Genomic DNA, 23,665 nt, shown 5'->3' on the forward strand with positions numbered 1-23,665 from the left:
GGGTGACTCTACGCGGACGACGCGGCCGACCCGGGGAGCTTCCTCGGGCGCAGGCCCACGTCGGCGAGCTCCAGCTCGGCGAGCCGGCGCACGACCTCCGGGTCCCGCGCCCGCCAGGCCCCGGCCGGGTCGTCGCTGACGGTCGCCAGGACCCGCATGGGCTGGTGGGCCAGGGCTCGCAGCGCGAAGAGGTCGAGGTCCTCCTGCGCGTCGATGAACCTCGCCCCGGCCGTCGCCTCCCGGACGAACCTCCACCGGATGGGCAGGTGGATCGCCGCCGCGATGAGGATCGGGATCAGCGCCACCGACAGGCCGAGGAGCAGGGCCAGCCGCTCGACCGCCTCGACCGTGTCGCGTCCCGCCGACGCCAGGCCGTCGGAGGCGTCGGCCGCCCGGTCGAACGGCACGGACAGCTCGTCACCCACCAGGGGTGCCTCGCCCAGCCGACCACCTGCGTCACGGAGCTGCTCGGCCATCGACGTCGCCGCGGAGTCGGTCTGTCGCGCCGGACCGGCGAGCTGCTCCGTCCCGTCGTGGACGGCCACGCCGATCCACACCCACAGCACGAGCCAGGCGACGAACAGGACGTCGGCGAGCACCTGGAGGGTGCGACGGACCGGGGTGTCGGCGAAGAGCTTCATGCCCCACACTGTCGCGCATGGGTGCGTCCGGGGGAACGTCGTGGAGGTGACGTCGCCGACCGGCCGCACGTACGCGGTACGCCGTCGCTGGATGCCGTGGCCGCAGCGCATCCCCGTCGACCGCGAGACGGCCATCACCGTGCTCGCCGGCATCGAGCTGCTCCTCCGCGTCGTCCTCGTGCCGCTGGTGGTCGTGCTGCGGCTCGTGCGGGTCGTGCCGTGGGTGGTGGAGGTGCGCGACCTCGGCGCGCGCCGCGAGCGCGCCGTCGTGGACGCACCGGGCTTCCCCGTCATCGTGACCCGCGACCCGGTGTCCATGGGCGACGACGCCGTCGACGACACGCGCGTCCTCGACCTCGACGACCGCACCGCGCACCGACGCTCGCCGACCTCGTCACCGCGATCCGCGACCGCGGCCCGTTCGTCTCGATCTCCGGCGGCAGCACGACCTGGGTGCTGCGGGAGAGCACCCCGACGCGGCGCCAGGGCCGCCCCCTGGCCATCTTCGTGCTGCACGGCGCGGACCGACGGGTCGACGTGCACCCCGTGGGCGACACGGCCTTCCGGGTGGCGCGCGAGGGCCGGTTCCACCTCGAGTACCTGCTGACCCAGTCGGTCGAGCGCACGCGCGAGCTCATCGCCGCCGACCCCACGGGGAGGCGCTAGCTGCGCGAGGACCGGCTCCGGAAGCTGGGCCTCCTCGACGGGTCCTGATCAGCCGCCCTGGCCGGCGGCCGCGTCCTGCAGCGCAGCCCACGCCCGGTCGACGTCCGCCTGGGTCGTGCGCCAGCTCCCGACCGCGAGCCGGATCGCCGCCCGGCCCTCGACCGTCGTGTGGCTGAGGTATGCCTCGCCCGAGGCGTTGACCGCCTCCATGGCCGCCATCGTCTCCTCGTCACCGGCGCGCAGCCGGAACACGACGAGCGAGAGCGAGGGCTCGGTCACCAGCTCCCACCGGTCGTCCGCCGAAACGAGGTCGGCGACCCGGGCGGCGAGCGCCACCCCGCTGCGCACGTGCGCGCGGAGCCCCTCGAGGCCGTACGTCCTCAGCACGGCCCACAGCTTGACCGCGCGGAACCGGCGGCCGAGCTGGGGGTGCCAGTCGCGGTAGTCGACCACCTCCCCGGACTCGGTGGCGGCGTTGCGGAGGTACTCCGGGAGGATCGACAGGGCGCCGGTCAGCGCTGCGCGGTCCCGCACCCAGAAGGTCGAGCAGTCGAAGGTCGTGAGCAGCCACTTGTGCGGGTTCGTGACGAACGAGTCCGCCGCCTCGACACCCGCCAGGTGGCCGCGGTGCTCCGGGCACACGGCCGCGACGCCCGCCCACGCGGCGTCGACGTGCACCCACACGCCCCACTCGCGGACGACCTCGGCGACGGCGGCGACGTCGTCCATCGCCCCGGTCGACGTGCTGCCCGCGGCGACGTGGACCATGACCGGCCGCAGACCGGCCTCGACGTCCTCGAGCAGCGCGTCGCGCAGGGCGTCGACGTCCATCGCCTGGGTCGACGCGTCCACGTCGATGGTGCGCACCGCGTCCTCGCCCAGACCGGCCATCATGGCGGCCTTCACCAGCGACGAGTGCGCCTGCGTGGAGCCGTACACCCGCCAGCGCGTGCCGCCCACGCCGCTGCGGCGCACGGCTCCCCCGCTTGCCCGGTGCAGGGCGGAGAGCAGCGCGGTGAAGGTCGCCGTGGATGCCGTGTCCTGGATGACGCCGCCGCCGGGACCGTCGCTGCGGTAGGCCTCGGGCAGGCCGAGCGCCTCGGCGAGCCAGTCGAGCACGACCTGCTCGACCTCTGTGACCGCCGGGCTGGTCGCCCAGATCATCCCCTGCGCGCCGATGCCGCTGGAGACGAGGTCGCCGAGGATCGCGGCCGGTGAGGAGTTGGCCGGGAAGTACGCGAAGAAGCGCGGGTGCTGCCAGTGCGTGAGACCCGGGACGACCACCCGGTCGAGGTCGGCGAGCACGGCGTCGAACGGCTCCGGCGACTCCGGCGCGGAAGGCGGGAGCAGGCCACGTACGTCGCCGGGCGCCACCTGGGCACGCACGGGCAGGCCGTCGAGCGACGCCCAGTAGTCGGCGATCCAGTCGATGGTCGCGTGCCCCTGGCGACGGAACTCCTCGGGCGACATGTGCGCGCGCAGGGACTCGTCGGGCACGGACTGGTCGGGCACGGACTGGTCGGGCATGGGGTGAACGTACCGGTGGCAGTCAGGTGCTCGTACTCAGTGGGGATCGGGTAGTCGGGCAGGTCCCGCGCCGGAGAACTCCGAACAGGCTGCTGCCATGACCTCCAAGACCGACTCCACCGCCAAGAACACCACCGCCTTCGCCGCCCAGGCCGCGATCTCCTTCGGAGCCTCGCTCTTCGCGATGCTCCTCGCGATCTACTTCATGGAGGCCGACGCCTGGATCAAGGGCTTCCTGGCCCTCGGCACCCTCTACCTCACGACCTCGACCTTCACCCTCGCCAAGGTCGTCCGCGACCAGCAGGAGGACCAGCGGGTCTTCCACCGCATCGACCAGGCCCGTGTCGACAAGCTCCTCGCCGAGCACGACCCCTTCCGGTCCGTCTCCTGACCCGTCGAGCCCGTCGACCACGAAGCCCCTCCCGGAACCATCCGGGAGGGGCTTCGTGGCGTTCGCGGCGAGGCGTCCCTCACCGCCTCGGGCGCACGACCTTCAGCGTGGTGGTGCCGGCACGGTCCGCCATCGACCCGGTGACCTTCACGACGCGCCTGCCGGTCTTGCCCGTGACCTTGACCTTGACCGTGGCCACCCCGGCCGCGTTCGCGGACGCGGTGACCCTCGTGCCCCTGACGGTCACCGTCACGGTCTCGCCGCCGGCCAGGCCGGAGACCTTGAGGACGGCCTTGCTGCCCGCGGCCACCTTCTTCGGCGCCTTCACCCGCAGCGTCGTGGCCGGCAGGGTGACCCGGGCGGTCGGGGCCGAGGTGGCGGAGGCGTCGTGGTGACCGGGTGCACTGCTGGTCACGCGCATGCTGAGCGTGTGGCCGAGGTCGGCGCCGGAGACCTGGTAGGTGGTCGACGTGGCACCGGGGACGGGCGTCGTGCCGCGGAGCCACTGGTAGGCCGCTGTGGTGGCGGACCGGTCGGCGGTCACGGAGCCGGTGAGGAGCTGGCCGACCCGCGTCGAGCCGGTCACGGTCACGCCGGGGGCGCCGAGCGTGGCAGCTGCGACCGGGACCGGCGCGCTGTCGGCCGACACGTCGACGTAGCCGTTGCGCGAGGACGTGGCTCGTGCCACGACGCTGCGACCCACGAGACCGGGGGTGAGCTCCAGCGTGCCGCCCGTCGCGCCGGCGATCGGGGTCAGCGCCGCGCCGTCGCGGGTGAACCACGCGTACGCCGTCGTGTCGGCGGCAGGCGTCGTACCGCTCGCGGTGGCGGTGAGGGTCCCGCCGACGCGAGGCGTGCCGCCGACGGTGACGACCGGCGCCGTCGCGAACGTGCGACGCGCGACCGGGGCGGTCTGCCGGCTGGTCGCCGACGCCCCCACGAACCCAGACCTCTCGGCCGTCACCGCCACCTCGAGCGTGCCGCCCGCGAGCGCGTCGGCGGCGGTGGGCGTGTAGGTCGCGGAGTCGGTGCCGACGACCTTCGCGTCGCCGCCGGTGTGCAGTGTCCACTCGTAGTGGACGTCGTCAGGCGTGTCGCTCCACTCACCGGGCGTCGCGGTGAGCTCGGTGCCGAACTGCGGCGTGCCGGAGATGGTCGGCGCCGTGACGTTCTCGAGCGCCGCGTAGGTGATCAGGGCGCGGTAGCGGTCGACGTCGACGTCGACGGCCTGCAACCCGGCGCGGACGGGAGGCAGCACCTGGTGCTCGCCCGAGCCCCAGCGGATGACGGAGCCGTCGTCGAGGACGGCCGCGGACATCCACATGCCCGCCGACACGGCGACCGCACGACGACCGGCCGGGAGGGCCGGCACCTGGTCCTCGCCGTTCTGGTAGGAGCCCCACGTGACGATCTCACCGTCGTCGGTGAGCGCGACCGCGGTGAACACGCCGGCGTCGACGGCCACGAAGGTCTCGTCGGCGCGGTCGGCGGGGAAGGGCGAGGACTGGAAGTAGGTCCCGTCGAGGGCGTAGCCCGCGGACAGGATCCGCCCGTCGGACGTGAGGGCCACGGCACTGTCACTGTTGAGGGAGACGGAGACGATGTCGGAGGCGGCGACCTCGGCCTCGTCGAAGGTCCCCTCGCGGGCGCCCCAGTAGCGCAGCTCCCCGTCGGTGGTCACGCCGATGGCGGCGCCACCGACCGCCTCGACGTCACGGTACGTCTCGGCCATGTCCTCGTCGGGGACCGGCGAGCCGTCCCCCCAGGTGCGCAGCTGCCCGAGGTCGTCGATCGCGATGCCGAAGGTCGTCCCCGCGGTGACGTCGACGACGGGGCGGTCGAACTGCGGAGGCTGCAGCACGTGCGGCCCGCCGTACCCGGCGCCGGCACGGACCTGGCCGTCGAGCGTGATGCCGAAGGTCGCGTCGTAGGCGACCTCGACCGCCGTGTAGGTGCCGGGCGGCAGCTTCACGCCGCTTCGGGTCCACTCGTCGACGACGTACGCCGACGCGACCTCGTCGGGGCGCTCGGCGGCTGCTGGTCCGGCCACCGACACGGTGAGCGGCACGGCGAGGGCCGGGGCGACGAGGGCGAGCAGGGTCAGGTGGCGCGGGAAGCGCAGGTTCACGGGTCTCCTCGGGAGGTGGCGGAGCGGCGATTCCACCACCGTCCGCTCCGGCGCACCCGGGGTTCGACGAAACCACCTACCTTCGTAGGGGCCGCCGCTCGCTGGACCGGGACCCGCTCAGCGCAGCTCGGCGCTCGAGAGGCCCAGGACCCTCCGGGCCACGATCAGCTGCTGGATCTGCTGGGTGCCCTCGAAGATGTCGAGGATCTTGGAGTCGCGCGCCCACTTCTCCAGCAGCTCGGCCTCGCTGTAGCCGAGCGTGCCGCACAGCTGCACGCACGAGAGCGTCACGTCGGAGCCCACGCGGCCGGCCTTCGCCTTGGCCATCGAGGCCTCCAGCGAGTTGGGCTGCCGGTTGTCGGCCATCCACGCGGCCTGCATCATCAGCAGCTTGGCACCCTCCCAGTCGGCCTCGAGCTGGAGGAACTTCGCCGCGGCCGCGGACTGCGACTGCGCGGGCCTGTCGTAGTCGATGGCGACGCCCGCCTGCTCGAGCAGGTCGCGGGTGAGGTCGAGCGAGGCGCGGGCGCAGCCGACGGCCATGCCCGCCACCAGGGGACGGGTGTTGTCGAAGGTGGCCATCGCCCCGCCGAAGCCGGACCTCGTGTCGATCTCGGGCGAGCCGAGCAGGTCCTCGGCCGGCACCCGGCAGTCGGTGAAGGTGATCGCGGCCGTGTCGGAGGCGCGGATGCCGAGCTTGTGCTCGAGGCGCTCGACCTTCAGGCCGGGGTTGTCCTTGCGGACGAGGAAGGACTTGATCGCGGCGCGACCCTTCGACCTGTCGAGCGTGGCCCACACCACGACGCTGTCGGCGCGGTCGCCGGAGGTGACGTAGATCTTCTCGCCGTTGATGACGTACTCGTCGCCGTCGAGCACCGCGGTGGTGGTGATGTTGGCCGAGTCCGACCCGGTGCCGGGCTCGGTGATCGCCATCGCCGCCCAGGTGCCGGCGTAGCGCTCGAGCTGCTCCTCGTTGGCGACCGACGCGATCGCCGAGTTGCCGAGGCCCTGGCGCGGCATGGAGAGCAGGAGCGCGGTGTCGCCCCAGCACATCTCGGCGATGGAGAGCGCGGACGCCATGTTGGCGCCGTTGCGCACCGTCGTGGACTCGGCCGCCCGCTCGTCGCGCCGCACGCCGCCCGCACCCGCGCCGCCGGTCGCGCCGGTCTCGCTCACGCCGTCGATCAGCGCGGCCAGCATGTCGAGCTCCTTGGGGTACTCGTGCTCGGCGCGGTCGTACTTGCGCGAGATGGGGCGCAGCATGTTCATCGCGAGCTGGTGGGCCTGGTCGATCAGGCCCGCCTGCTTCCTCGGGGTCTCGAGGTTGATCATCAGACCATCACCACGCCTTCCATCACTCCGACGGCCCGCAGGTCGCGGTACCACCGCTCGACCGGGTGCTCCTTGACGAACCCGTGGCCCCCGAGCAGCTGGACGCCGTCGAGGCCGATGCGCATGCCACGCTCCGTGCACAGCTGGCGGGCCAGCGCGACCTCGCGGGCGAAGTCCTGGCCCCGCGCGGCCCGCGACGCGGCCTTCCACGTCACCAGCCGCATCGCCTGCAGCTCGATCGCGATGTCGGCCACCATGAAGGCCACCGACTGACGGTGGCTGATCGGCTCGCCGAAGGCCTCGCGCTCGTTGACGTAGTCCTTGACGTAGTCGAGCACCGCCTGGCCGGTGCCGACCGCGAGGGCGCACCACGCCAGGCGCGAGAGCCGCACGCACTCGGCGTACGCGATCGCGTCGGTGTCCCCGAGCAGCGCGTCTGCGCCGAGGCGTACGCCCGACAGGTGCAGGCGGGAGAGCCCGGCGGCGCGGACGCCCATCGACGGGTCGGCCTCGACCTCGAGGCCCGGCGTGCCGGACTCCACCAGGAACAGCGCCGGGGTGCCGTCGAGCATCGCGGCGACCACGAAGAGCTCTGCCTCGGCACCGCGTACGACGGCGGACTTCACCCCGTCGAGGACGTAGCCGTCACCGTCTCGCTGCGCGGTCGTGGACAGCGCGAACGGGTCGAACAGCACGGTCGGCTCGGCGATGGAGAGCGCGGCGACCGGGACGCCTGCCTCCCCTCCGTCGCCGGTGAAGGCCGGGAGGTAGGTCTGCTGTTGGGCCTCGGTGCCCCACAGCCCGATCGCGGTGGCCACGGCGCCGGGCGCGAGGGTCGCGACGGCGAGGCCCATGTCGCCGGTCGCGAGGGCCTCGGCGACCAGCGTGCCGGCCATCGCCGAGCGCTCCTCCATGATGCCGCCGAGCTCCTCGGGGACACCGAGCACCGGGAGGCCGACCTCCTGCGCGGCGGCGAGCACCTCGGCAGGCGCGGAACAGGCCTCGTCGGCGCCGGCGGCGGCCGGGCGCAGCACCTCGGCCGCCAGCTCTCGGACCACGTCGACCAGCATCTGCTCGTCCTCGGTGGGCGTCAGGTCGAAGACACCGCTCGAGGTCGCGCTCGCCGGCCGCGCGCCCTGGGACCGTGACCCCGCCCGTGCGAACCGGCGGCCGGCTGCCGTGGCGACCCGGAAGCCGTTGCGGGTCGTGGAGTAGACGACCTGCTCGGCCTGCCGGCGCAGTCCGACGCGGTCGATGAGGTCGCTCTGGGCCAGCTTGCTGACCGCCGCCACGGCGATGCCGATCGGGTCGCGCTCCTCGCGCGAGGACAACCCGTGGCGGCCGCCGGGCCGGAGGCTGTTCATGAAGGACATGGCCAAACTGTAACTCTGAGTTACACCCTTGGCCAGAGACGCTCCCGTGGTGCGGGTCACCCCACCCCTCCTCGCTAGGCTTCGCGCATGTCACGTGAGTCCGCCACCGACGTCCACGCGCCGCACGGCCCACTCCCCGAGGGTGGCACGGTGCGACCCATCACCCGGTGGGGCACGCCCGTCATGCACCGGCCACAGGCCGCGGTGACGACGTACGACGAGGCGCTGGCGTCCCTCGCGGCCGACATGGTCGCGACGATGTACGCCGCCGACGGCGTCGGGCTCGCCGCCTGCCAGGTGGGCGAGGACGTCGCGATGTTCGTGTTCGACTGCCCCGACGACGACGGCGTGCGCACCGTGGGCGTCGTCTGCAACCCCGTGCTCACGCTGCCCGAGGGCAAGGACCGCACGCTCGACGACGACGACGAGGGGTGCCTGTCGTTCCCGGGCTCGTTCGAGCCGTGCGCCCGCCCGTCGTGGGCGCGCGTCGAGGGCACAGGCCTCGACGGCGAGCCGGTCGGCTTCGAGGGCGACGGCCTGTTGGCCCGCTGCCTCCAGCACGAGACCGACCACACACTCGGCACGGTCTTCGGCGACCGCCTCTCGGCCAAGTCGCGCAAGAAGCTCGGCAAGAAGCACGACGCCGCCGCCGAGGACTACCCGCTGACCTGGCCCGCCGAGCCGGCCGCGCCCGCCGAGTGATGGCCGACCTCCGCATCACCCGGGAGAACGCCCGCTTCCAGCAGTGGGAGGCACTGCTGACGAACCGCAGCAAGCGACACCGCAACCGCGAGCTGCTCGTGCAGGGCGTACGCCCCCTGACCCGAGCCGTCGAGGAGGGCTGGCGCGTGCGCGCGCTGCTCCGGGCCGAGGGGTCGGGCTCGTCGTGGGCGGAGGACCTCTGGTCCTCCACCGACGCGGAGCGGGTGGTCCTCTCCCCCGACCTCCATGCCCGGCTGAGCGGCCGTGAGGACGGCGCCGAGCTCGTCGCGGTCGTCGAGATGCCCGAGGACGGCGTCGAGCGGCTGGCCGACTCCACCCGACCCCACGGTCCGGTCGTCGTCCTGGACCGGCCGACCAGCCCGGGCAACATCGGCACGCTCGCGCGGTCGGCCGATGCCTTCGGGGCGGCGGCGCTGGTCGTGACCGGCCACGCCGCCGATCCCTACGACCCGCAGGCCGTCCGGGCCAGCACCGGCTCGCTCTTCGCCCTGACGGTGCTCCGGGTGCCGGGGCCCGGCCCCGTCGTGGAGTGGGCCCACGCGCACGGCTACCGCATCGTGGGCACGGACGAGGAGGGCACCACGCTGGCCGAGGTCGACCTCACCGGACGTGTCGTGCTCGTCGTCGGCAACGAGACCCACGGCCTGTCGTCGGGCTGGCGCGCGGCGTGCGACGACGTGGCGAGCATCCCGATGGTCGGCTCGGCCTCGTCCCTCAACGCCGCGGTCGCCGGCTCGATCGTGCTGCACCACGCGCTGCAGCAGCGAGGCTGACGCGACGTGGAAGCAGTGCTCGACTGGCTCGTCCTCGTCATGCGCACCATCGGCTCGCCCGGCGTGGGGCTGGCCACCGCGCTCGAGACGGTGTTCCCACCCGTCCCGAGCGAGCTGGTGCTCCCTCTGGCGGGCTACACGGCCAGCCAGGGCCACTACAGCGTAGTCGCCGCCATCGTGTGGGCGACCGGCGGGTCGCTGGCGGGCGCACTCGTCCTCTACTGGCTGGGTGCCGCCTGGGGGCTCGAGCGCCTCGCTGCCCTCGCCGACCGGATCCCGCTGATGCACGCCGAGGACGTGCGCAAGGCCGTCGACTGGTTCGGCAGGCACGGGCGGGCCGCCGTGTTCTTCGGCCGTCTCGTGCCGGGGGTGCGCAGCCTCGTGTCGATCCCGGCCGGGGTCGACCGGATGCCGCTGTGGACCTTCTGCCTCTACACCACCGTCGGCAGCCTGCTGTGGAACAGCGCACTGGTGCTGGCGGGCTTCGAGCTCGGCGAGCAGTGGCACCTCGTGGAGGCGTACGTCGGCCCCGCGAGCAACGTCGTCTACGTGCTCCTGGCGATCGTGCTGGTCGTCGTGGCGGCACGCAGGCTCCGCCACCGCATCACCGGCGAGCGGCGGCGTAGCACGCCACCGCAGTAGCCGCGGCGACGTTGAGCGAGTCGATGCCGGCCGCCATCGGGATGATCGCGCGCCGGTCGGCGGACGCCTCCCACCGCGGGGAGAGGCCGTGGCCCTCCGAGCCGAGCACCAGCGCCAGCCGGCCGACACCCGCCACCGCCTCCTCGATCGGCACCGAGTCCTCGGACAGCGTGAGCGCGACCGTGGTGAACCCGCGCCGCGACAGCTCGGGCAGGGCGTCGTACCAGTCGGGCAGGCGGGTCCACGGGGTGCTGAACACGGCGCCCATCCCGACCTTGATGGAGCGGCGGTAGAGCGGGTCGGCGCACCGGGGTGCCAGGAGGACGGCGTCGAAGCCGAGGGCTGCCCCGGAGCGGAAGATCGCGCCCACGTTGGTGTGGTCGACGATGTCCTCCAGCACGAGCACCGAGCGCGCGCCCGCCAGGACGTCGTCGACCGGCGGCAGCTGCTGCCTGCGCAGCGACGCTAGGGCGCCGCGGTGCACGTGGAAGCCGGTGACCTGCTCGATCATCTCCTCGGAGAGCACGAAGCAGGGGCCGTCGCTGCGCTCGAGCACGTCGGCGAGGCCGTCGAGCCAGCGCGGCGCCATCAGGAAGGAGCGCGCGTCGTGACCGGCCTCCACCGCGCGTCGCACGACCTTGGCGCCCTCCGCAAGGAAGAGCCCGTGCTCGGCCTCGAGGTGCTTGCGCAGCTCGACGTCGCGCAGGTCGCGGTAGTCGGCGAGCCGCGGGTCGCCGGGGTCGCTGATCTCGACGACCTCAGCCACGGGCGTACCGGTCCGGTCGCGCCACGGCGACCACCTCCCCGACGACGATGATCGCCGGGGGCACCACGCGGTGCTCGGCGAGGTCGTCGGCCAGGGTGCCGAGGGTCGACAGGACGACCCGCTCGGTCGGCATGGTGCCGTCGACGACGACGGCGACGGGGGTGGCGGCGTCGCGGCCGCCCGTGAGCAGCGCGGTGGCGATCGCCGGGGCGTTGTCGACCGCCATGAGCAGGACGAGGGTTCCGCGGAGGCCGGCGACGGCGTCCCAGGCCACGAGGGACTCCGGGTGGCCGGGTGGCAGGTGTCCGGAGATGACGGTGAACTCGTGGGCCACGCCGCGGTGGGTGACGGGGATGCCGACCCGGGCGGGCACGGCGATGGCGGAGCTGAGCCCCGGCACGACCGTGACCGGCACGTCGGCGGCCGCACAGGCCAGCACCTCCTCGTAGCCGCGACCGAACACGAAGTTGTCGCCGCCCTTGAAGCGGACCACCCGCTTGCCCGCGCGGGCGCGGTCGACGATGACCTGGTTGATGTGGTCCTGGGAGGCCGACCGGCCGCGCGGCAGCTTGGCGACGTCGATCAGCTCGACGTGCGGGCCCAGCTCGTCGAGCAGCTCGCGGGGGGCGAGCCGGTCGGCGACGACGACGTCCGCGCTCGCCAGCGCGTGGCGGGCCGCCACGGTCACCAGCTCCGGCTCCCCCGGCCCGCCTCCGACCAGGACGACGCCGGGCGTGCGGTCGAGCGCGTCGGAGGCCGTGAGGTGCCCGTCGCGCAGGGCGGTGACGATGTCGTCGCGCAGGGCCGCGGACCGGCGCGGCTCGCGGTTGCCGAGTACGCCGACGGTGACGCTGCCGTGGTGGCCGACGGCGGGCGTCCAGGCGGTGCCGCCGAGGGCGTCGTCCGCACGCACGCAGAAGGTGTGGCGCGCCTCGGCGGCGGCCACCACCCGCGCGTTCACGTCGGCGTCGTCGGTGGCGGCGACGACGTACCACGCGCCGTCGAGGTCGGTCTCGGTGAAGTCGCGCAGCACCAGGGTGAGCTCGGACCCGAGGCCCTCGATCGCGGGCGTCACCTCGGGGCTCACCACCGTGACGTCGGCACCGCTCGCGATGAGCGCCGGGACGCGGCGCTGGGCGACGTGGCCCCCGCCGACCACGACCACCCTGCGGCCGGTGAGCACCAGCCCGGCGAGGTAGGGGTGGGGGTCCGGCGCAGTCGTGTCGGGCATCCGGACATTCTGTCTGGCCCGCACTTCCGGGCCGTCGCTAGGTTCGAGGTATGAGCATCGAGCGTCCCGTCAGCCCCGATCCCTACGACTACCTGCCCGCCACCGCCTCCTTCACCGTCACGAGCGAGGACGTCACCGACGGCGCGCCCCTCAAGGACGACCAGGTGGCCGACAAGGGCAACACCTCACCCCAGCTCAGCTGGTCGGGGGCGCCGGAGGGCACCCAGTCCTACGTCGTCACCTGCTTCGACCCGGACGCCCCGACGCCGAGCGGGTTCTGGCACTGGTGCCTCGTCGACGTGCCCGCGGACGTGACGTCGCTCGACACGGGTGCTGCGGCCGGGGAGCTGCCCGGCGCGGCGTTCCACGTGCGCAACGACGGCGGTGAGGCCGGCTTCATGGGTGCCGCGCCGCCGAAGGGCGACCAGGTCCACCGCTACTTCTTCGTGGTGCACGCCGTCCAGGAGGCGTCCCTCGGGGTCGACGCCGACGCCTCCCCCGCCGTGGTGTCGTTCAACCTGGCGTTCAAGACCCTGGGGCGCGCGATCATCCACGGGACCTACCAGCACTAGGCGGCACCTGCGGCACAGGCGGCACACCCGTCCCACCACCCCCACGAGCCTCGTGCTCTGGACCGAGAGGTCCAGACCACGGGGCTCTTTTTCGCGATTCGCCCCCCGCAGAAACCGTCAAGCCGTTTGGATTCCTACCGGACGGTTTCGAAGCTCTGCCCCAGAACCTTGACCAAACCCATGATGTACCGGGGATCTGGCCACGGGACTCGACAGTCAGCACACGTCGTGCGTATCTTCAATCGTAGTTTTTACAAAGATTGCCTCAAGATCCGTTCGCCCGTCGCGGTGCGGATCCCGCCCCCGGAGGAACCCCCGTGCAGCACCTTCGACGCACCACCCGCCTCGCGGCGCTCGGCGCCGCGGCCGCGCTGCTGTGCGGTGTCCCCGGGACGGCCGAGGCTAAGACGTGGTCCAGGACCTGGTCCGTGCCCGCCGCCGTGTCCGTGAAGGACGCGTCCGACCTGAGCAACAGCGACCTCGAGGACGCGCTCATGGTCGAGATCAACGAGGCGCGCGCGGCCAACGGCCTCCGCAAGATCTGGAACTTCGACGTGTGCACCGATGCCCTCGCCGAGCAGTGGGGCGAGCGCATCGCACGGACCGGTCGCTTCGAGCACCGCGACCAGGGCGAGATCATCCGCAGGTGTGACAACTCGTGGGCCGGCGAGACCCTCGTACGGGGCACGGCGCTCAGCCCCGGCGACATGGTCGACCTCTGGCTCGACTCCCCCGGCCACCGCGAGATCATCCTCAGCCCGCGCGCCCGCCGCGCCGGCGTCGCCATCACCAACGACGGCCAGGGACGCACCATCGGGGTCGTCAACCTGGTCCGCCACGGCTGACCCGACGAGGCAGGTGCACGGCACCCCACGGGTGTGAGACGATCCCCGGCCCCCTCGTGGGTGGGCCGGGGACGAACTCATGTCAGGGGGCTGTGCGATGACGGGCGGTGGGACGCTGCACCTCGCCGTCGCGACGCGGGCGTTCCGGCGCTACTCCACCTACCGGGCGGCCACGCTCGCCGGCATCTTCACGAACTCGGTCTTCGGGGTCATCTACTCCTACGTCTACCTCGCCCTGTGGCGGGCGAACGAGACGGCGGGCGGCTACGACGCGCAGGACGCGGTGACGTACGTCTGGCTCGGTCAGGCGCTGCTGATGACCATCGCCCTCTGGGGCGGCGGGACCACCGACGACCTCGCCGAGCGGATCCGCACCGGCGACGTGGCGATCGACCTCTACCGCCCCGTGGGCCTGGTGGGGTGGTACCTCGCGAGCGACCTCGGCCGGGCGGCGTACCACCTCCTCACCCGCGGGCTCGCGCCGACGGTCATCGGTTTCGTCGTCTTCGGCATCGCCCTGCCCGACTCCCCCGTCGCTGCTGCGGCGTTCGCGGTGTCGGTCGTCCTCGCCGTCGTGGTGAGCTTCACGATCCGGTTCCTCGTCGCGAGCACCGCGTTCTGGCTGCTCGACCAGTCGGGAGTGAAGGTGATGAGCGGCGCGTTCGCGATCTTCTTCAGCGGGATGATGCTGCCGCTGGTCCTCTTCCCCGGCTGGCTCGGCACCGTCGCGAACGGCCTCCCGTGGGCCTCGTACCTCCAGGTGCCGGCCGACATCTGGCTCGGCAAGCACCTTGGAGCGGACCTCCTCGTCGCGCTGGGCTTCCAGCTCGGCTGGGCCGTGCTCCTGCTCGCCGCCTGCCGGGGCGTGGTGCGCCTCGCGACCCGCAAGGTGGTGGTCCAGGGTGGCTGATGCGCCCTCCGTCGCCTCGCCCGCGCAGCACCTGCGCACCTACGGGCAGATCGCCTGGTTGTGGATCCGCGCCGCGTGGCAGTACCCCACCTCGTTCGTGCTGCTCGCCGTCGGCAACGGCCTGATCACCGGGCTCGACTTCGTGGGGCTGTGGATCATGTTCGCCCACCTGCGCGACCTGGCCGGCTTCTCGCTGCACGAGGTGGCCCTGCTGTACGGCAGCGCCTCGCTGGCCCTGGCGCTCGCCGACACCGCGATCGGGAGCGTCGAGCGCATCGGCACCTACATCCGCACCGGTCGCCTCGACCAGATGATGACGAAGCCGGTCCCGCTGCTGGTGCAGGTGTGCGCCGACCAGTTCACGCTGCGCCGGCTCGGCCGGCTCACGCAGGCCGCCGTCGTGTTCGGCTGGGCCTGCTCCTTCGTCGACTGGACCCCGCTGCGGGTCGTCGTGGCGGTGTCCATGCTCCTCAGCGGCGCGCTGGTGTTCTTCGGGCTCTTCGTCGGCTTCTCCTGCATCCAGTTCTGGACCACGGACGCCACCGAGTTCGCCAACGCCTTCACCTACGGCGGCGCCACCGTCACCCAGTACCCCCTCAGCATCTTCCCGCGGGAGGTGCTGGTCGGGCTGACGTTCGTCGTCCCGGTCGCGTTCGTCAACTGGTACCCCTGTCTCTACCTCCTCGGCCGCACCGACCCCTTCGGACTGCCGCAGGCGCTCCAGTTCGCCTCGCCCGTGGCCGGCGCGCTCACGATGGGCGCGGCGCTGCTGGTGTGGCGCACCGGCGTCCGCCACTACACCTCGACCGGGAGCTGACATGGCCGCCGACCCGTCCCAGCCCCTGATCGACGTGCGCGACCTCGAGCGCACCTTCGACGTGCGCCGCAGGGTCGAGGGCCGCCGTGGGCGGCTGCGCGAGTCCGTGCGCGCCGTGCACGACCTGACGTTCTCCGTCGACGCCGGGGAGATGGTGGGCTACATCGGTCCCAACGGCGCCGGGAAGTCCACGACGATCAAGATGCTCACCGGCATCCTGGTCCCCACCGGCGGCCGCGTCTCGGTCGCCGGTCTCGACCCCAGCCGCGACCGGGTCCCGCTCGCGCGGCGGATCGGTGTGGTCTTCGGCCAGCGCTCCACGCTCTGGTGGGACCTGCCGCTGCGGGACTCCTTCGACCTGCTCCAGAAGATGTACCGGATCGCCCCGGCGCGCTACCGGGAGAACCTGGACCGCTTCGTCGACCTGCTCGACCTCGGCGCCCAGCTCGACACCCCCGTGCGCCAGCTCAGCCTGGGCCAGCGGATGCGCGGCGACATCACCGCGGCACTGCTCCACGACCCCGAGGTGCTCTACCTGGACGAGCCCACGATCGGGCTCGACGTGGTGAGCAAGGGTCGCCTCCGCGAGTTCCTCCGGGCACTCAACGCGGAGCGCGGCACCACCCTGCTGCTCACGACGCACGACCTCCAGGACATCGAGGCGCTGTGCGACCGGGTCATCGTCATCGACCACGGCACCTCCGTCTACGACGGGTCCCTGGCGGGGCTTCACGCCGAGGGCGGGTCGTCGCGCACGCTCGTGGTCGACCTGGTCGACGAGGCGCCGCCCATCGTCGTCCCCGGCGCGTCCGTGCGACGGGTCGAGGGGCCGCGCCAGTGGCTGTCCTTCCCCGCCGACGCGAGCGCCGCGCCGGTGGTCGCCGCCGTCGCCGCGGCGTACGACGTCGCGGACCTCTCGATCCAGGAGCCCGACATCGAGGACGTGATCCGTGAGCTCTACTCGCGCGGCGGGTGAGCGCCCCGGGGTCGGGGCCGGGGCTCAGACGCTGCCGAGGCTCCGCGCGCGCTCGGCGTCGATCTCGGGCGAGGTGAGCGGCTGGCGCTCGAGGACCAGCATGGCGCGGTCGTCGTCACCACGGGCGACCTTCTTGAGCACGCGGCGCGGCAGTCCGGTGAAGCCCCGCGCGTCGACCGCCCGGAGCGCCTCGGTGCGCAGCCAGTCGATGCCCGCGTCGAGGTCCTTGTCCGCCGACTCGATGACGCCGTCGGTGTAGAACATCAGCGCCTCGCCGGGCTGCAGGCGTCCGGTGCTGGGGGTGAAGTCGGCGTCGTCGATCACGCCGAGCGCCATGCCCCGTGCGTTGTCGACCGACCAGCCCCGCTCGCCGAGGTGCCAGTGCAGCGCCGGCGGGTGACCCGCGCTGGTGATCGTGTAGTCGCCCGTCACCAGGTCCACCTTGACGTGCACGGCCGTGGCCAGCGACTCCTCCGACTCCTGGCGCAGCAGGAACGCGTTGGCCGCGGCCATCAGCTGGGCGGGCGGCAGCGCCCCGATCAGGCCGCCCAGCGCGCCTGCGAACTGGAGGGCCTGCGGCCCCACGGCGGTGCCCTTGCCACACACGTCGACCAGCGCCATCTCCAGCCAGCGCCTCTCGCGCAGGTCGGCGACGAGGAAGTCACCGGCATAGCTCGGCCCGTTGGCGGTGAGGGTCGCCGACTGCGTACGCCAGCCCGTGGGCAGCTCCGGGACGACCCCCTGCCGCTGCAGGCGGTCGCGCAGCTGGGTCAGCACGGCCTCGCTGAGCGCCATGGGCAGGCCCGAGCGCTGGCGGCTCGACTGGTAGATCGCCAGCAGCAGCGCGAGCCCGAAGATCGTCATGGCCGACTCGCGGCTCGCCGGGACGTAGTCCGACTCCATCGACGTCCACACCGCGATCGCGGCCAGCACGACCGCCAGGAGCACGAGCGGGACGAAGCGCAGGAGCATCGTGCCGACCATGAGGAACAGGAACCACATGGCGATCGGGACGACCACCTCGACGAGGGCACCGAGCAGCGTGGTCAGCCCCACCATGACGACCAGCACCCCCAGCAGGAACGCCTGGCTCCCGCGCGATCCGGTCCGCCAGCCGTCGACGCGCTGCTGGACGTACGACGCGACTCCGCGCACGACGGACCCCACAGCACTCGACACGGCGAAAGGGTAGGTCTCGACAGACCTTGCCCGAGGCCGAACCGGGAAAGTGAGACCTGATGGATAGGGTCGCGCCATGCCGCTGGTCCCGCTCCAGGCCGACATCCTCGGGCCCGACTACCGGGTGGAGACGATCTCGCTCCCGCCCGACACCGAGGGTCCGGTCGTCGCCACCCTCGTCACGCTCGAGCCCGAGCGGTCCAACGGACGCGCCGTCCTCCACGTGCACGGCTTCGCCGACTACTTCTTCCACACCGAGTACGCCGAGTGGTGGGCCGCACGCGGCTACACCTTCTACGCCCTCGACCTGCGCAAGTACGGCCGGTCCATCCGCGCGCACCAGACGCCCAACTACGTCGCCGACCTCGGCGAGTACCACGCCGAGATCGACCTCGCGTGGTGGCGCATCACCCAGCGCGACGGGCACCGCGAGGTCGTCGCCTCCGGCCACAGCACCGGCGGGCTCACGGTCCCCCTCTGGGTCCACGAGCGACGACCCGCCGAGCTCGTGGCGATGGTGCTCAACTCGCCGTGGTTCGACATGCAGGGGCCGGCGTGGCTGCGCAGCCCCGCGGCCCGCGTCGCCATCGAGCGCATCGGGACCAGCCGACCCCTGCAACAGATCCCGCGCCGGATCAACGGCGTCTACGGCCGTTCCCTGCACCGCGACCACGGCGGCGAGTGGGACTACGACCTCGACTGGAAGCCGCTGGAGTCCCGTCCCGTCTACGTCGGGTGGCTCCGCGCCATCCGCCGGGGCCACGCGATGCTGCACGACGGGCTCGACATCGGCGTACCGACCCTGGTGCTGTCCTCGGCGCGCTCGTGGTTCGGCGCGCAGACGGACGAGACCGCCGCCACCCACGACATCGTCCTCGACGTGCAGCAGATCCGGCACTGGGCGTCGTCGGTGGGACGCCACGTCACGTCCGTGGCGATCGAGGGGGCGATGCACGACGTGGTGCTGTCGCGACCCGGGCCGCGGGCGCAGGCGTACGCCGCGATGAGCACGTGGCTCGACGCGTGGGTGCCCCGACCCTCAGGCGAGCAGGACGACGAGGGCGGCGACGCCGACCACGGCGATCACCGCGCGTAGCAGCGTGGGCGGCAGGCGCCGCCCGACTCCGGCGCCGATCTGGCCGCCCACCACCGAGCCGAGGGCGATGAGCCCGGCGACCACCCAGTCGATGTCGGCGACCGCGATGAAGACCAGCGCGGCCACGGCGTTGACCAGGAGGGCGAGCACGTTCTTGGTGGCCGTGTGGCGCTGCATCGAGTCGGCCACGCCGATGCCGAGGATGGCCATCAGCAGGACGCCCTGGGCGGCCCCGAAGTAGCCGCCGTAGACGCCCGCCGCCGCGACGGCCGGCCAGACCCACCACACACCGTGGTCCGGGATGCCGCCGCGCGCCTCGGCCCGGGCCGCGACCGAGCGCTGGATGCGCGGCCCGAGGAGCACCAGCACCACGCCGAGGGCGATCAGTGCCGGGACGATGGCGTCGAACGCCGACGACGGGAGCCACAGCAGGAGCAGTGCCCCGACGATGCCGCCGAGCAGCGAGGCCACGCCGAGGCGCAGCACGCGCGAGCGCTGGCCCGCGAGCTCGCGTCGGTAGCCGAAGACCCCGGACATGCTGCCCGGCACGAGGCCGACGGTGTTGCTGACGTTGGCCGTGACCGGAGGTACGCCGAACGCGAGGAGGGTCGGGAACGTGATCAGCGTTCCCGACCCCACCACGGTGTTGATGGTGCCGGCGGCCACCCCCGCGAGGGTGATCAGCACGGCTTCTGCGGGACTCACTGGCCGGCGGGTGCTCCCGGCTCGTCAGGGTCCGTGCCCAGCGGGTCGGTGCCCAGCGGGTCGGCACCCAGCGGGTCGGTGCCCGCCGGGTCGGTGGTGCCCACGTCGAGCGACCGGGCGGACTTGCCCGGGTTGGCCGCGATCTCGGCCTCGGCGATCGCCTGCTGCACCGCCTCGCTGGTGGCCCGGGTCTCCGGGTCGTCCGACCCACGCGGCAGCAGCGGCTCGGTGGAGCCCATGTCGACGCGCTTGCGCGGCGTGGCGTCCTTGGGGATGCCGGCGATCTCGTGGATCGAGGAGCCGAGGCCCTCCATCGCCTTGGTGATCTCGGACGGGATGACCCACACCTTGTTGGCGCTGCCCTCGGCGATCTTCGGCATCATCTGGAGGTACTGGTAGGCCAGGAGGGACTGGTCGGGCTGGCCGTCGTGGATCGCCTGGAAGACGGTCTGGATGGCCTGGCCCTCACCCTGGGCGCGCAGGATCGCGGCCTCGCGGTCGGCCTGCGCGCGCAGGATCTGCGACTCGCGGTCACCCTCGGCGTTGAGGATCTGCGACTGCTTGTTGCCCTCCGCGGTGAGGATCGCGGACTGCCGCTGTCCCTCCGCGCTGAGGATGAGCGCACGCTTGTCGCGGTCGGCGCGCATCTGCTTCTCCATCGCGTCCTTGATCGACGGCGGCGGGTCGATGCCCTTGATCTCGACGCGGTTGACGCGGATGCCCCACTTGCCGGTCGCCTCGTCGAGGACGCCACGCAGGCCGTTGTTGATCTCCTCGCGGGAGGTCAGGGTCTGCTCGAGGTCCATGCCACCGACGATGTTGCGCAGCGTGGTCATCGTGAGCTGCTCGACGGCCTGGATGTAGTTGGCGATCTCGTAGGTGGCCGCCACCGGGTCGGTGACCTGGAAGTAGATGACCGTGTCGATGGACACCACGAGGTTGTCCTCGGTGATCACCGGCTGGGGCGGGAAGCTCACGACCTGCTCACGCAGGTCGATGAGGTAGCGCACCTTGTCGATGAACGGCACGACGATGTTGAGTCCCGCTGGCAACGTCCCCTTGTACTTGCCGAAGCGCTCGACGATGGCCGCGCGTGCCTGGGGCACGATCCGGACCGTCTTGGCGAGCATGACGACGACGAACAGGACGACGAGCAGGAGCAGGACCAGCAGTGCTGTTCCCATGGTTTCCCCCCGATCTCGGTTGAGCGTGTGTGGTGCGTGGGTGATGCGTGGGTGGTGCTGGTGCGGGCCCGGTGGCGCCCGGCTCAGGGCTCGAGCGTGGCCACCGGGTGGACGTAGGCGGTGGCGCCCTTGATCTGCAGGATCTCGACGGTCTCGCCCGGGGCGATCCGGAGGTTCTCGTCGTAGGGCAGGGCCGTCCAGACCTCGCCGCCGGCCTTGATCCGCCCCGGCGCCAGGCCGGTGATCTCCTCGGTCACCATCCCGCGGGTGCCGACGAGCTTGCCGTGCCCGAGCGCGAGCTCGGGCCCGGAGTGGAGCCGCTTGACGAACGACGGGCGTACGAGCGCCAGCATCGCGACGGACGTGGCGACGGCGGCGAGCAGGGTGAGCTCGAGTGGCAGGCCCACCAGCGCGGTGATCATGCCGACGACGGCCCCGGCCGCGAGCATGGCCAAGATCAGGTCGAGGCTGAACATCTCGGCCACGCCCAGCATGATCGAGAGAGCCAGCCAGGTCTCCCAGAGGTGGTCGCGGATCCAGTCCATGGCCCGACCCTATCCAGTCGGTGCGCGGGTCACGGCTGGGCGACCCGCTGGGCGGGGCGTCGACGTGCGGCGAAGCGGTCGTCCTCGCGTCGCAGGAGCAGCGGCATGCCGAAGGTCTCCGAGAGCGTCTCGGCCGTCACGACCTCCTCGACGGGGCCTGAGTCCACGACCCGTCCCCCGCGCAGCAGCAGGGCGTGGGTGAATCCGGGCGGGATCTCCTCGACGTGGTGGGACACCAGGACGGTGGCCGGGGAGTCCGGGTCGAGGGCGAGCTGCGAGAGCGTGGCGACGAGGTCCTCCCGGCCGCCCAGGTCGAGCCCGGCAGCCGGCTCGTCCAGCAGCAGCAGCTCGGGATCGGTCATCAGGGCGCGGGCGATCTGGACCCGCTTGCGCTCGCCCTCGCTGAGCGTGCCGAAGGTGCGGTCGAGGAGGTGGCCGGCCCCCACCTCGGAGAGCAGGTCGCCGGCGCGGTCGTGGTCGAGGTCGGCGTACTCCTCGCGCCAGCGGCCGACGACCCCGTAGGACGCCGAGACGACCACGTCGCGGACCAGCTCGCCGCGCGGGATGCGGTCGGCGAGCACGGCGCTGGTCAGGCCGATGCGCGGTCGCAGCTCGAAGACGTCGGTCGTGCCGAGGACGACGTCGAGGATCCCGGCGACGCCGGAGGTGGGGTGCAGCTGGGCGGCCGCGACCTGGAGCAACGTCGTCTTGCCGGCACCGTTGGGACCGAGGACGACCCAGCGCTCGTCCTCCTCGACGAACCAGTCGACCTCGTCGAGCAGCAGCGTCGAGCCACGGCGCACCGTGACCCCGGCGAACTCGATGACGGCGACCACGGGCGTCACCCTATCCAGCAGCCGTCACAGGACCGGGTCGGACACGGCGGACGGACGCGGCGAGTAGCCTCGCCCGCGATGTCGACGCCGTCCCCCGCCCTGCCGCACTCCGCCTCGCTGGCGTGGTGGCTGACGGCCTGGCTGCGCGGGCACGAGCAGACCGACCACGTGCTCGACGCGCTGTCCGTCGACACCCACCTGCTGCAGGGCGGGTCCGCGCTCGACCTGCTCGTCCGGGCGCGCGGCACCGGCGCGTCGCACGCGGGCGTCGCCCTCCCCGTCGAGGGGGACCTGCTCGGCCTGGGCGGACCGCGCGAGCTCAACGAGGCCGCGACCGAGGCGGGACAGGCCGTCGTGGTCGGTGACCTCGGGCTCGTCCCGGAGGAGCAGGGCGACACGGTGCAGTGGCGCCCCCTGCCCGCCGGCCGGCGCCAGCTGCCGGACGTCGGGGAGGCCGACCGCGCGCTGCGCGAGAGCCTGCTGGGTGCGGCCGCCGACCTCGCCGACCTCGACGTGGCGCGGTGGCGCCCCGAGGCGGCCGACGCCTTGATGAACCTCCACCACCGACCCGCGCTCGACGCGCCGCTCGGCACCCCGCCGCGGTGCGTGGACCTCGCCGCGCGGGGGCTGCAGGCGTGGGCGATCGTCGACCTGGCCCTCGTCGACGACGGCGGAGCACTGTCGTCGTACGAGGTGGAGCGGCGTCGTGGCCTGCTCCAGCCGCTCGGGCGGGCCGCGAGACGCGCGATCGTCGCCGCGTGCTCGCCCGAGGTGTGGCCGGAGGGCTACTAGCCGGGCGCCACCGTCAGGAGGTCGACCAGGCGCCGAGCACGTTGCCGGCCGGGTCGCTGAACTCGAAGCGCCGCCCGCCGGGGAACTCGTAGGGCCCGGAGGTGACGGCGCCGCCGGCCGCCAGCACCGCCGCGACGGTCGCGTCGAGGTCGTCGGAGTAGAGCAGGACGAGCGGACCGCCCGGGCCGGGCGTGCCGGTGCCGTTGAGGCCGCCGACCTCGCCGTCCCCCGATGCCGCGCGGATCCCGGAGTAGGTGGGACCGTAGTCGTTGAACGCCCACCCGAAGGCCTGCTCGTAGAACGCCCGGGCGGCGGCCATGTCGGAGACGTTGATCTCGATGTAGTCGATGGTGTGGTGGACCTGGCTCATGCCCCTGACGCTAGGGCGACCCACCGACAGCGGTCAGCCGCCGTACGGGGGCGGCGGCGGGTAGGCACCCCCGTAGCCGCCGTAGCCATCGCCGTAGGGCGAGGCGGGCGCCTTCGGGTTGGGGCCGTACTGGTTGTCGGGCCTGGAGTCGGTGCAGAACCAGACGATCAGCAGCACGACCGAGACCAGGAACAGGATCAGCCCGACGGCCGGGGCCAGGAAGAGGAGCGGCAGGGAGGCGTACACGAGGGCCTGCCACCAGCCACTGCGCCCGATGTCGTGCAGCCGTCGCGCCGCCGCCGCGAGCGAGGGCAGCAGCAGGGCCAGGCCGGTCACCGTGCCGACGACCCCGTTGCCCTCGTTGAACTCGTCCGTGCCGAGGGCGTGGTCGAGGGCGCTCGAGACGATCCCGACCAGGAACGTGAACAGCGCGAAGTACCAGAACTCGGAGCGCCGTGCGCGGCCCGAGAACGTGACGTACTTCGACAGGCACGTGCGCACTGCGGTGGTGAAGCCCATGGACCGGTCCCCCTGTGTCCGGGCGGCGCCGAGGACCGGACCCGCCAGCGGGAGCACCGTAGGGCATGCCGGGCAGCGGTGCCAGCACCACCACGGCGGACGCGGTCCCCGGGTGCGCCCGAGGCG

26 protein-coding genes are annotated in these 23,665 nt (G+C 72.8%); 12 read left to right on the forward strand and 14 right to left on the reverse strand.

What is annotated here, in order from left to right; all coding sequences use genetic code 11:
* Window positions 1-8: 8 nt before the first annotated feature.
* Complete coding sequence (locus F4692_RS21335; RefSeq protein ID WP_179620881.1) at window positions 9-641, reverse strand: hypothetical protein; 633 nt, start codon at window positions 639-641, stop codon at window positions 9-11.
* A 453-nt stretch (window positions 642-1,094) separates the two neighbouring features.
* Here F4692_RS21335 and F4692_RS16820 point away from each other — a divergent pair, with 453 nt between their 5' ends.
* Entirely contained in the window at window positions 1,095-1,307 is a 213-nt protein-coding gene (locus F4692_RS16820; protein ID WP_179620882.1) for a hypothetical protein, read from the forward strand.
* 48 nt (window positions 1,308-1,355) lie between these two features.
* On the opposite strand, the gene F4692_RS16825 is transcribed toward F4692_RS16820, so the two are convergent.
* A complete protein-coding gene (locus F4692_RS16825) occupies window positions 1,356-2,834 on the reverse strand; it encodes a pyridoxal phosphate-dependent decarboxylase family protein (RefSeq protein ID WP_218858709.1) in 1,479 nt (492 codons plus the stop codon).
* A gap of 97 nt (window positions 2,835-2,931) precedes the next feature.
* On the opposite strand from F4692_RS16825, the gene F4692_RS16830 reads away from it, so the two are divergent.
* A complete protein-coding gene (locus F4692_RS16830) occupies window positions 2,932-3,225 on the forward strand; it encodes a YiaA/YiaB family inner membrane protein (protein ID WP_179620883.1) in 294 nt (97 codons plus the stop codon).
* Between the two features lie 79 nt (window positions 3,226-3,304).
* Here F4692_RS16830 and F4692_RS16835 read toward each other — a convergent pair whose 3' ends face one another.
* The 3 genes from F4692_RS16835 to F4692_RS16845 all read right to left on the reverse strand — a co-directional run bounded on the left by F4692_RS16835 (window position 3,305) and on the right by F4692_RS16845 (window position 8,058).
* A complete protein-coding gene (locus F4692_RS16835; protein WP_179620884.1) occupies window positions 3,305-5,353 on the reverse strand; it encodes an RCC1 domain-containing protein in 2,049 nt (682 codons plus the stop codon).
* 117 nt (window positions 5,354-5,470) lie between these two features.
* On the reverse strand, window positions 5,471-6,685 hold the full coding sequence (locus F4692_RS16840) for an acyl-CoA dehydrogenase family protein (protein ID WP_179620885.1): 1,215 nt from the start codon (window positions 6,683-6,685) through the stop codon (window positions 5,471-5,473).
* The gene (locus tag F4692_RS16845) at window positions 6,685-8,058 is read right to left on the reverse strand and encodes an acyl-CoA dehydrogenase family protein (protein WP_179620886.1); all 1,374 of its coding nucleotides are present in this window, start codon (window positions 8,056-8,058) and stop codon (window positions 6,685-6,687) included. Before F4692_RS16845 ends, F4692_RS16840 begins: the two co-directional genes overlap by 1 nt.
* A gap of 87 nt (window positions 8,059-8,145) precedes the next feature.
* On the opposite strand from F4692_RS16845, the gene def reads away from it, so the two are divergent.
* From def to F4692_RS16860, 3 genes are read left to right on the forward strand one after another with little or no spacing between them, the layout of a single operon-like run.
* Complete coding sequence (gene def, locus F4692_RS16850) at window positions 8,146-8,760, forward strand: peptide deformylase (protein WP_179620887.1); 615 nt, start codon at window positions 8,146-8,148, stop codon at window positions 8,758-8,760.
* Window positions 8,760-9,554 carry a TrmH family RNA methyltransferase gene (locus F4692_RS16855; protein WP_179620888.1) on the forward strand — a complete coding sequence of 265 codons (795 nt, stop codon included), beginning with the start codon at window positions 8,760-8,762 and terminating at the stop codon, window positions 9,552-9,554. Before def ends, F4692_RS16855 begins: the two co-directional genes overlap by 1 nt.
* Window positions 9,555-9,560: 6 nt before the next feature.
* On the forward strand, window positions 9,561-10,196 hold the full coding sequence (locus tag F4692_RS16860) for a DedA family protein (protein WP_218858710.1): 636 nt from the start codon (window positions 9,561-9,563) through the stop codon (window positions 10,194-10,196).
* Here the strand turns inward: F4692_RS16860 and F4692_RS16865 are convergent.
* The gene (locus F4692_RS16865) at window positions 10,159-10,962 is read right to left on the reverse strand and encodes a TrmH family RNA methyltransferase (RefSeq protein WP_179620889.1); all 804 of its coding nucleotides are present in this window, start codon (window positions 10,960-10,962) and stop codon (window positions 10,159-10,161) included. The genes F4692_RS16860 and F4692_RS16865 overlap by 38 nt on opposite strands.
* Entirely contained in the window at window positions 10,955-12,193 is a 1,239-nt protein-coding gene (gene cobA / locus F4692_RS16870; RefSeq protein WP_179620890.1) for a uroporphyrinogen-III C-methyltransferase, read from the reverse strand. The genes F4692_RS16865 and cobA overlap by 8 nt, the downstream gene beginning before the upstream one ends.
* Window positions 12,194-12,243: 50 nt before the next feature.
* Between cobA and F4692_RS16875 the strand changes: the two genes are divergently transcribed.
* From F4692_RS16875 to F4692_RS16895, 5 genes are all read left to right on the forward strand, one after another.
* Entirely contained in the window at window positions 12,244-12,765 is a 522-nt protein-coding gene (locus F4692_RS16875) for a YbhB/YbcL family Raf kinase inhibitor-like protein (RefSeq protein WP_179620891.1), read from the forward strand.
* A 317-nt stretch (window positions 12,766-13,082) separates the two neighbouring features.
* Window positions 13,083-13,610: a CAP domain-containing protein gene (locus tag F4692_RS16880; protein ID WP_179620892.1), complete on the forward strand. Its 528-nt coding sequence runs from the start codon at window positions 13,083-13,085 to the stop codon at window positions 13,608-13,610.
* A 97-nt stretch (window positions 13,611-13,707) separates the two neighbouring features.
* Window positions 13,708-14,520, forward strand: coding sequence for an ABC transporter permease (locus tag F4692_RS16885; RefSeq protein WP_179620893.1), 813 nt, complete (start codon window positions 13,708-13,710; stop codon window positions 14,518-14,520).
* Window positions 14,513-15,337, forward strand: coding sequence for an ABC transporter permease (locus F4692_RS16890; RefSeq protein ID WP_179620894.1), 825 nt, complete (start codon window positions 14,513-14,515; stop codon window positions 15,335-15,337). Before F4692_RS16885 ends, F4692_RS16890 begins: the two co-directional genes overlap by 8 nt.
* 1 nt (window position 15,338) lies before the next feature.
* On the forward strand, window positions 15,339-16,313 hold the full coding sequence (locus tag F4692_RS16895) for an ABC transporter ATP-binding protein (protein WP_179620895.1): 975 nt from the start codon (window positions 15,339-15,341) through the stop codon (window positions 16,311-16,313).
* Window positions 16,314-16,337: 24 nt separating this feature from the next.
* On the opposite strand, the gene F4692_RS21635 is transcribed toward F4692_RS16895, so the two are convergent.
* Window positions 16,338-17,492 (reverse strand): PP2C family protein-serine/threonine phosphatase, encoded by a 1,155-nt coding sequence (locus F4692_RS21635; RefSeq protein WP_179620896.1) that lies wholly within the window; start codon window positions 17,490-17,492, stop codon window positions 16,338-16,340.
* Window positions 17,493-17,568: 76 nt separating this feature from the next.
* Between F4692_RS21635 and F4692_RS16905 the strand changes: the two genes are divergently transcribed.
* Window positions 17,569-18,588 carry an alpha/beta hydrolase gene (locus tag F4692_RS16905; protein ID WP_179620897.1) on the forward strand — a complete coding sequence of 340 codons (1,020 nt, stop codon included), beginning with the start codon at window positions 17,569-17,571 and terminating at the stop codon, window positions 18,586-18,588.
* Here F4692_RS16905 and F4692_RS16910 read toward each other — a convergent pair.
* The 4 genes from F4692_RS16910 to F4692_RS16925 all read right to left on the reverse strand — a co-directional run bounded on the left by F4692_RS16910 (window position 18,532) and on the right by F4692_RS16925 (window position 21,858).
* Window positions 18,532-19,293, reverse strand: a complete 762-nt coding sequence (locus F4692_RS16910; RefSeq protein ID WP_179620898.1) for a sulfite exporter TauE/SafE family protein — start codon at window positions 19,291-19,293, stop codon at window positions 18,532-18,534. The genes F4692_RS16905 and F4692_RS16910 overlap by 57 nt on opposite strands.
* Complete coding sequence (locus F4692_RS16915) at window positions 19,290-20,477, reverse strand: SPFH domain-containing protein (protein WP_179620899.1); 1,188 nt, start codon at window positions 20,475-20,477, stop codon at window positions 19,290-19,292. Before F4692_RS16915 ends, F4692_RS16910 begins: the two co-directional genes overlap by 4 nt.
* Before the next feature lie 83 nt (window positions 20,478-20,560).
* The gene (locus F4692_RS16920) at window positions 20,561-21,022 is read right to left on the reverse strand and encodes an NfeD family protein (protein ID WP_179620900.1); all 462 of its coding nucleotides are present in this window, start codon (window positions 21,020-21,022) and stop codon (window positions 20,561-20,563) included.
* Window positions 21,023-21,051: 29 nt separating this feature from the next.
* Window positions 21,052-21,858, reverse strand: coding sequence for an ABC transporter ATP-binding protein (locus tag F4692_RS16925; protein WP_179620901.1), 807 nt, complete (start codon window positions 21,856-21,858; stop codon window positions 21,052-21,054).
* A 78-nt stretch (window positions 21,859-21,936) separates the two neighbouring features.
* Here F4692_RS16925 and F4692_RS16930 point away from each other — a divergent pair, with 78 nt between their 5' ends.
* Entirely contained in the window at window positions 21,937-22,650 is a 714-nt protein-coding gene (locus F4692_RS16930) for a hypothetical protein (protein WP_179620902.1), read from the forward strand.
* A gap of 13 nt (window positions 22,651-22,663) precedes the next feature.
* On the opposite strand, the gene F4692_RS16935 is transcribed toward F4692_RS16930, so the two are convergent.
* A complete protein-coding gene (locus tag F4692_RS16935) occupies window positions 22,664-23,020 on the reverse strand; it encodes a VOC family protein (RefSeq protein ID WP_179620903.1) in 357 nt (118 codons plus the stop codon).
* A gap of 33 nt (window positions 23,021-23,053) precedes the next feature.
* The gene (locus F4692_RS16940; protein ID WP_179620904.1) at window positions 23,054-23,539 is read right to left on the reverse strand and encodes a DUF805 domain-containing protein; all 486 of its coding nucleotides are present in this window, start codon (window positions 23,537-23,539) and stop codon (window positions 23,054-23,056) included.
* Window positions 23,540-23,665: the final 126 nt, after the last annotated feature.

The organism is Nocardioides cavernae (assembly GCF_013410035.1).
GTDB lineage: Bacteria > Actinomycetota > Actinomycetes > Propionibacteriales > Nocardioidaceae > Nocardioides > Nocardioides cavernae_A.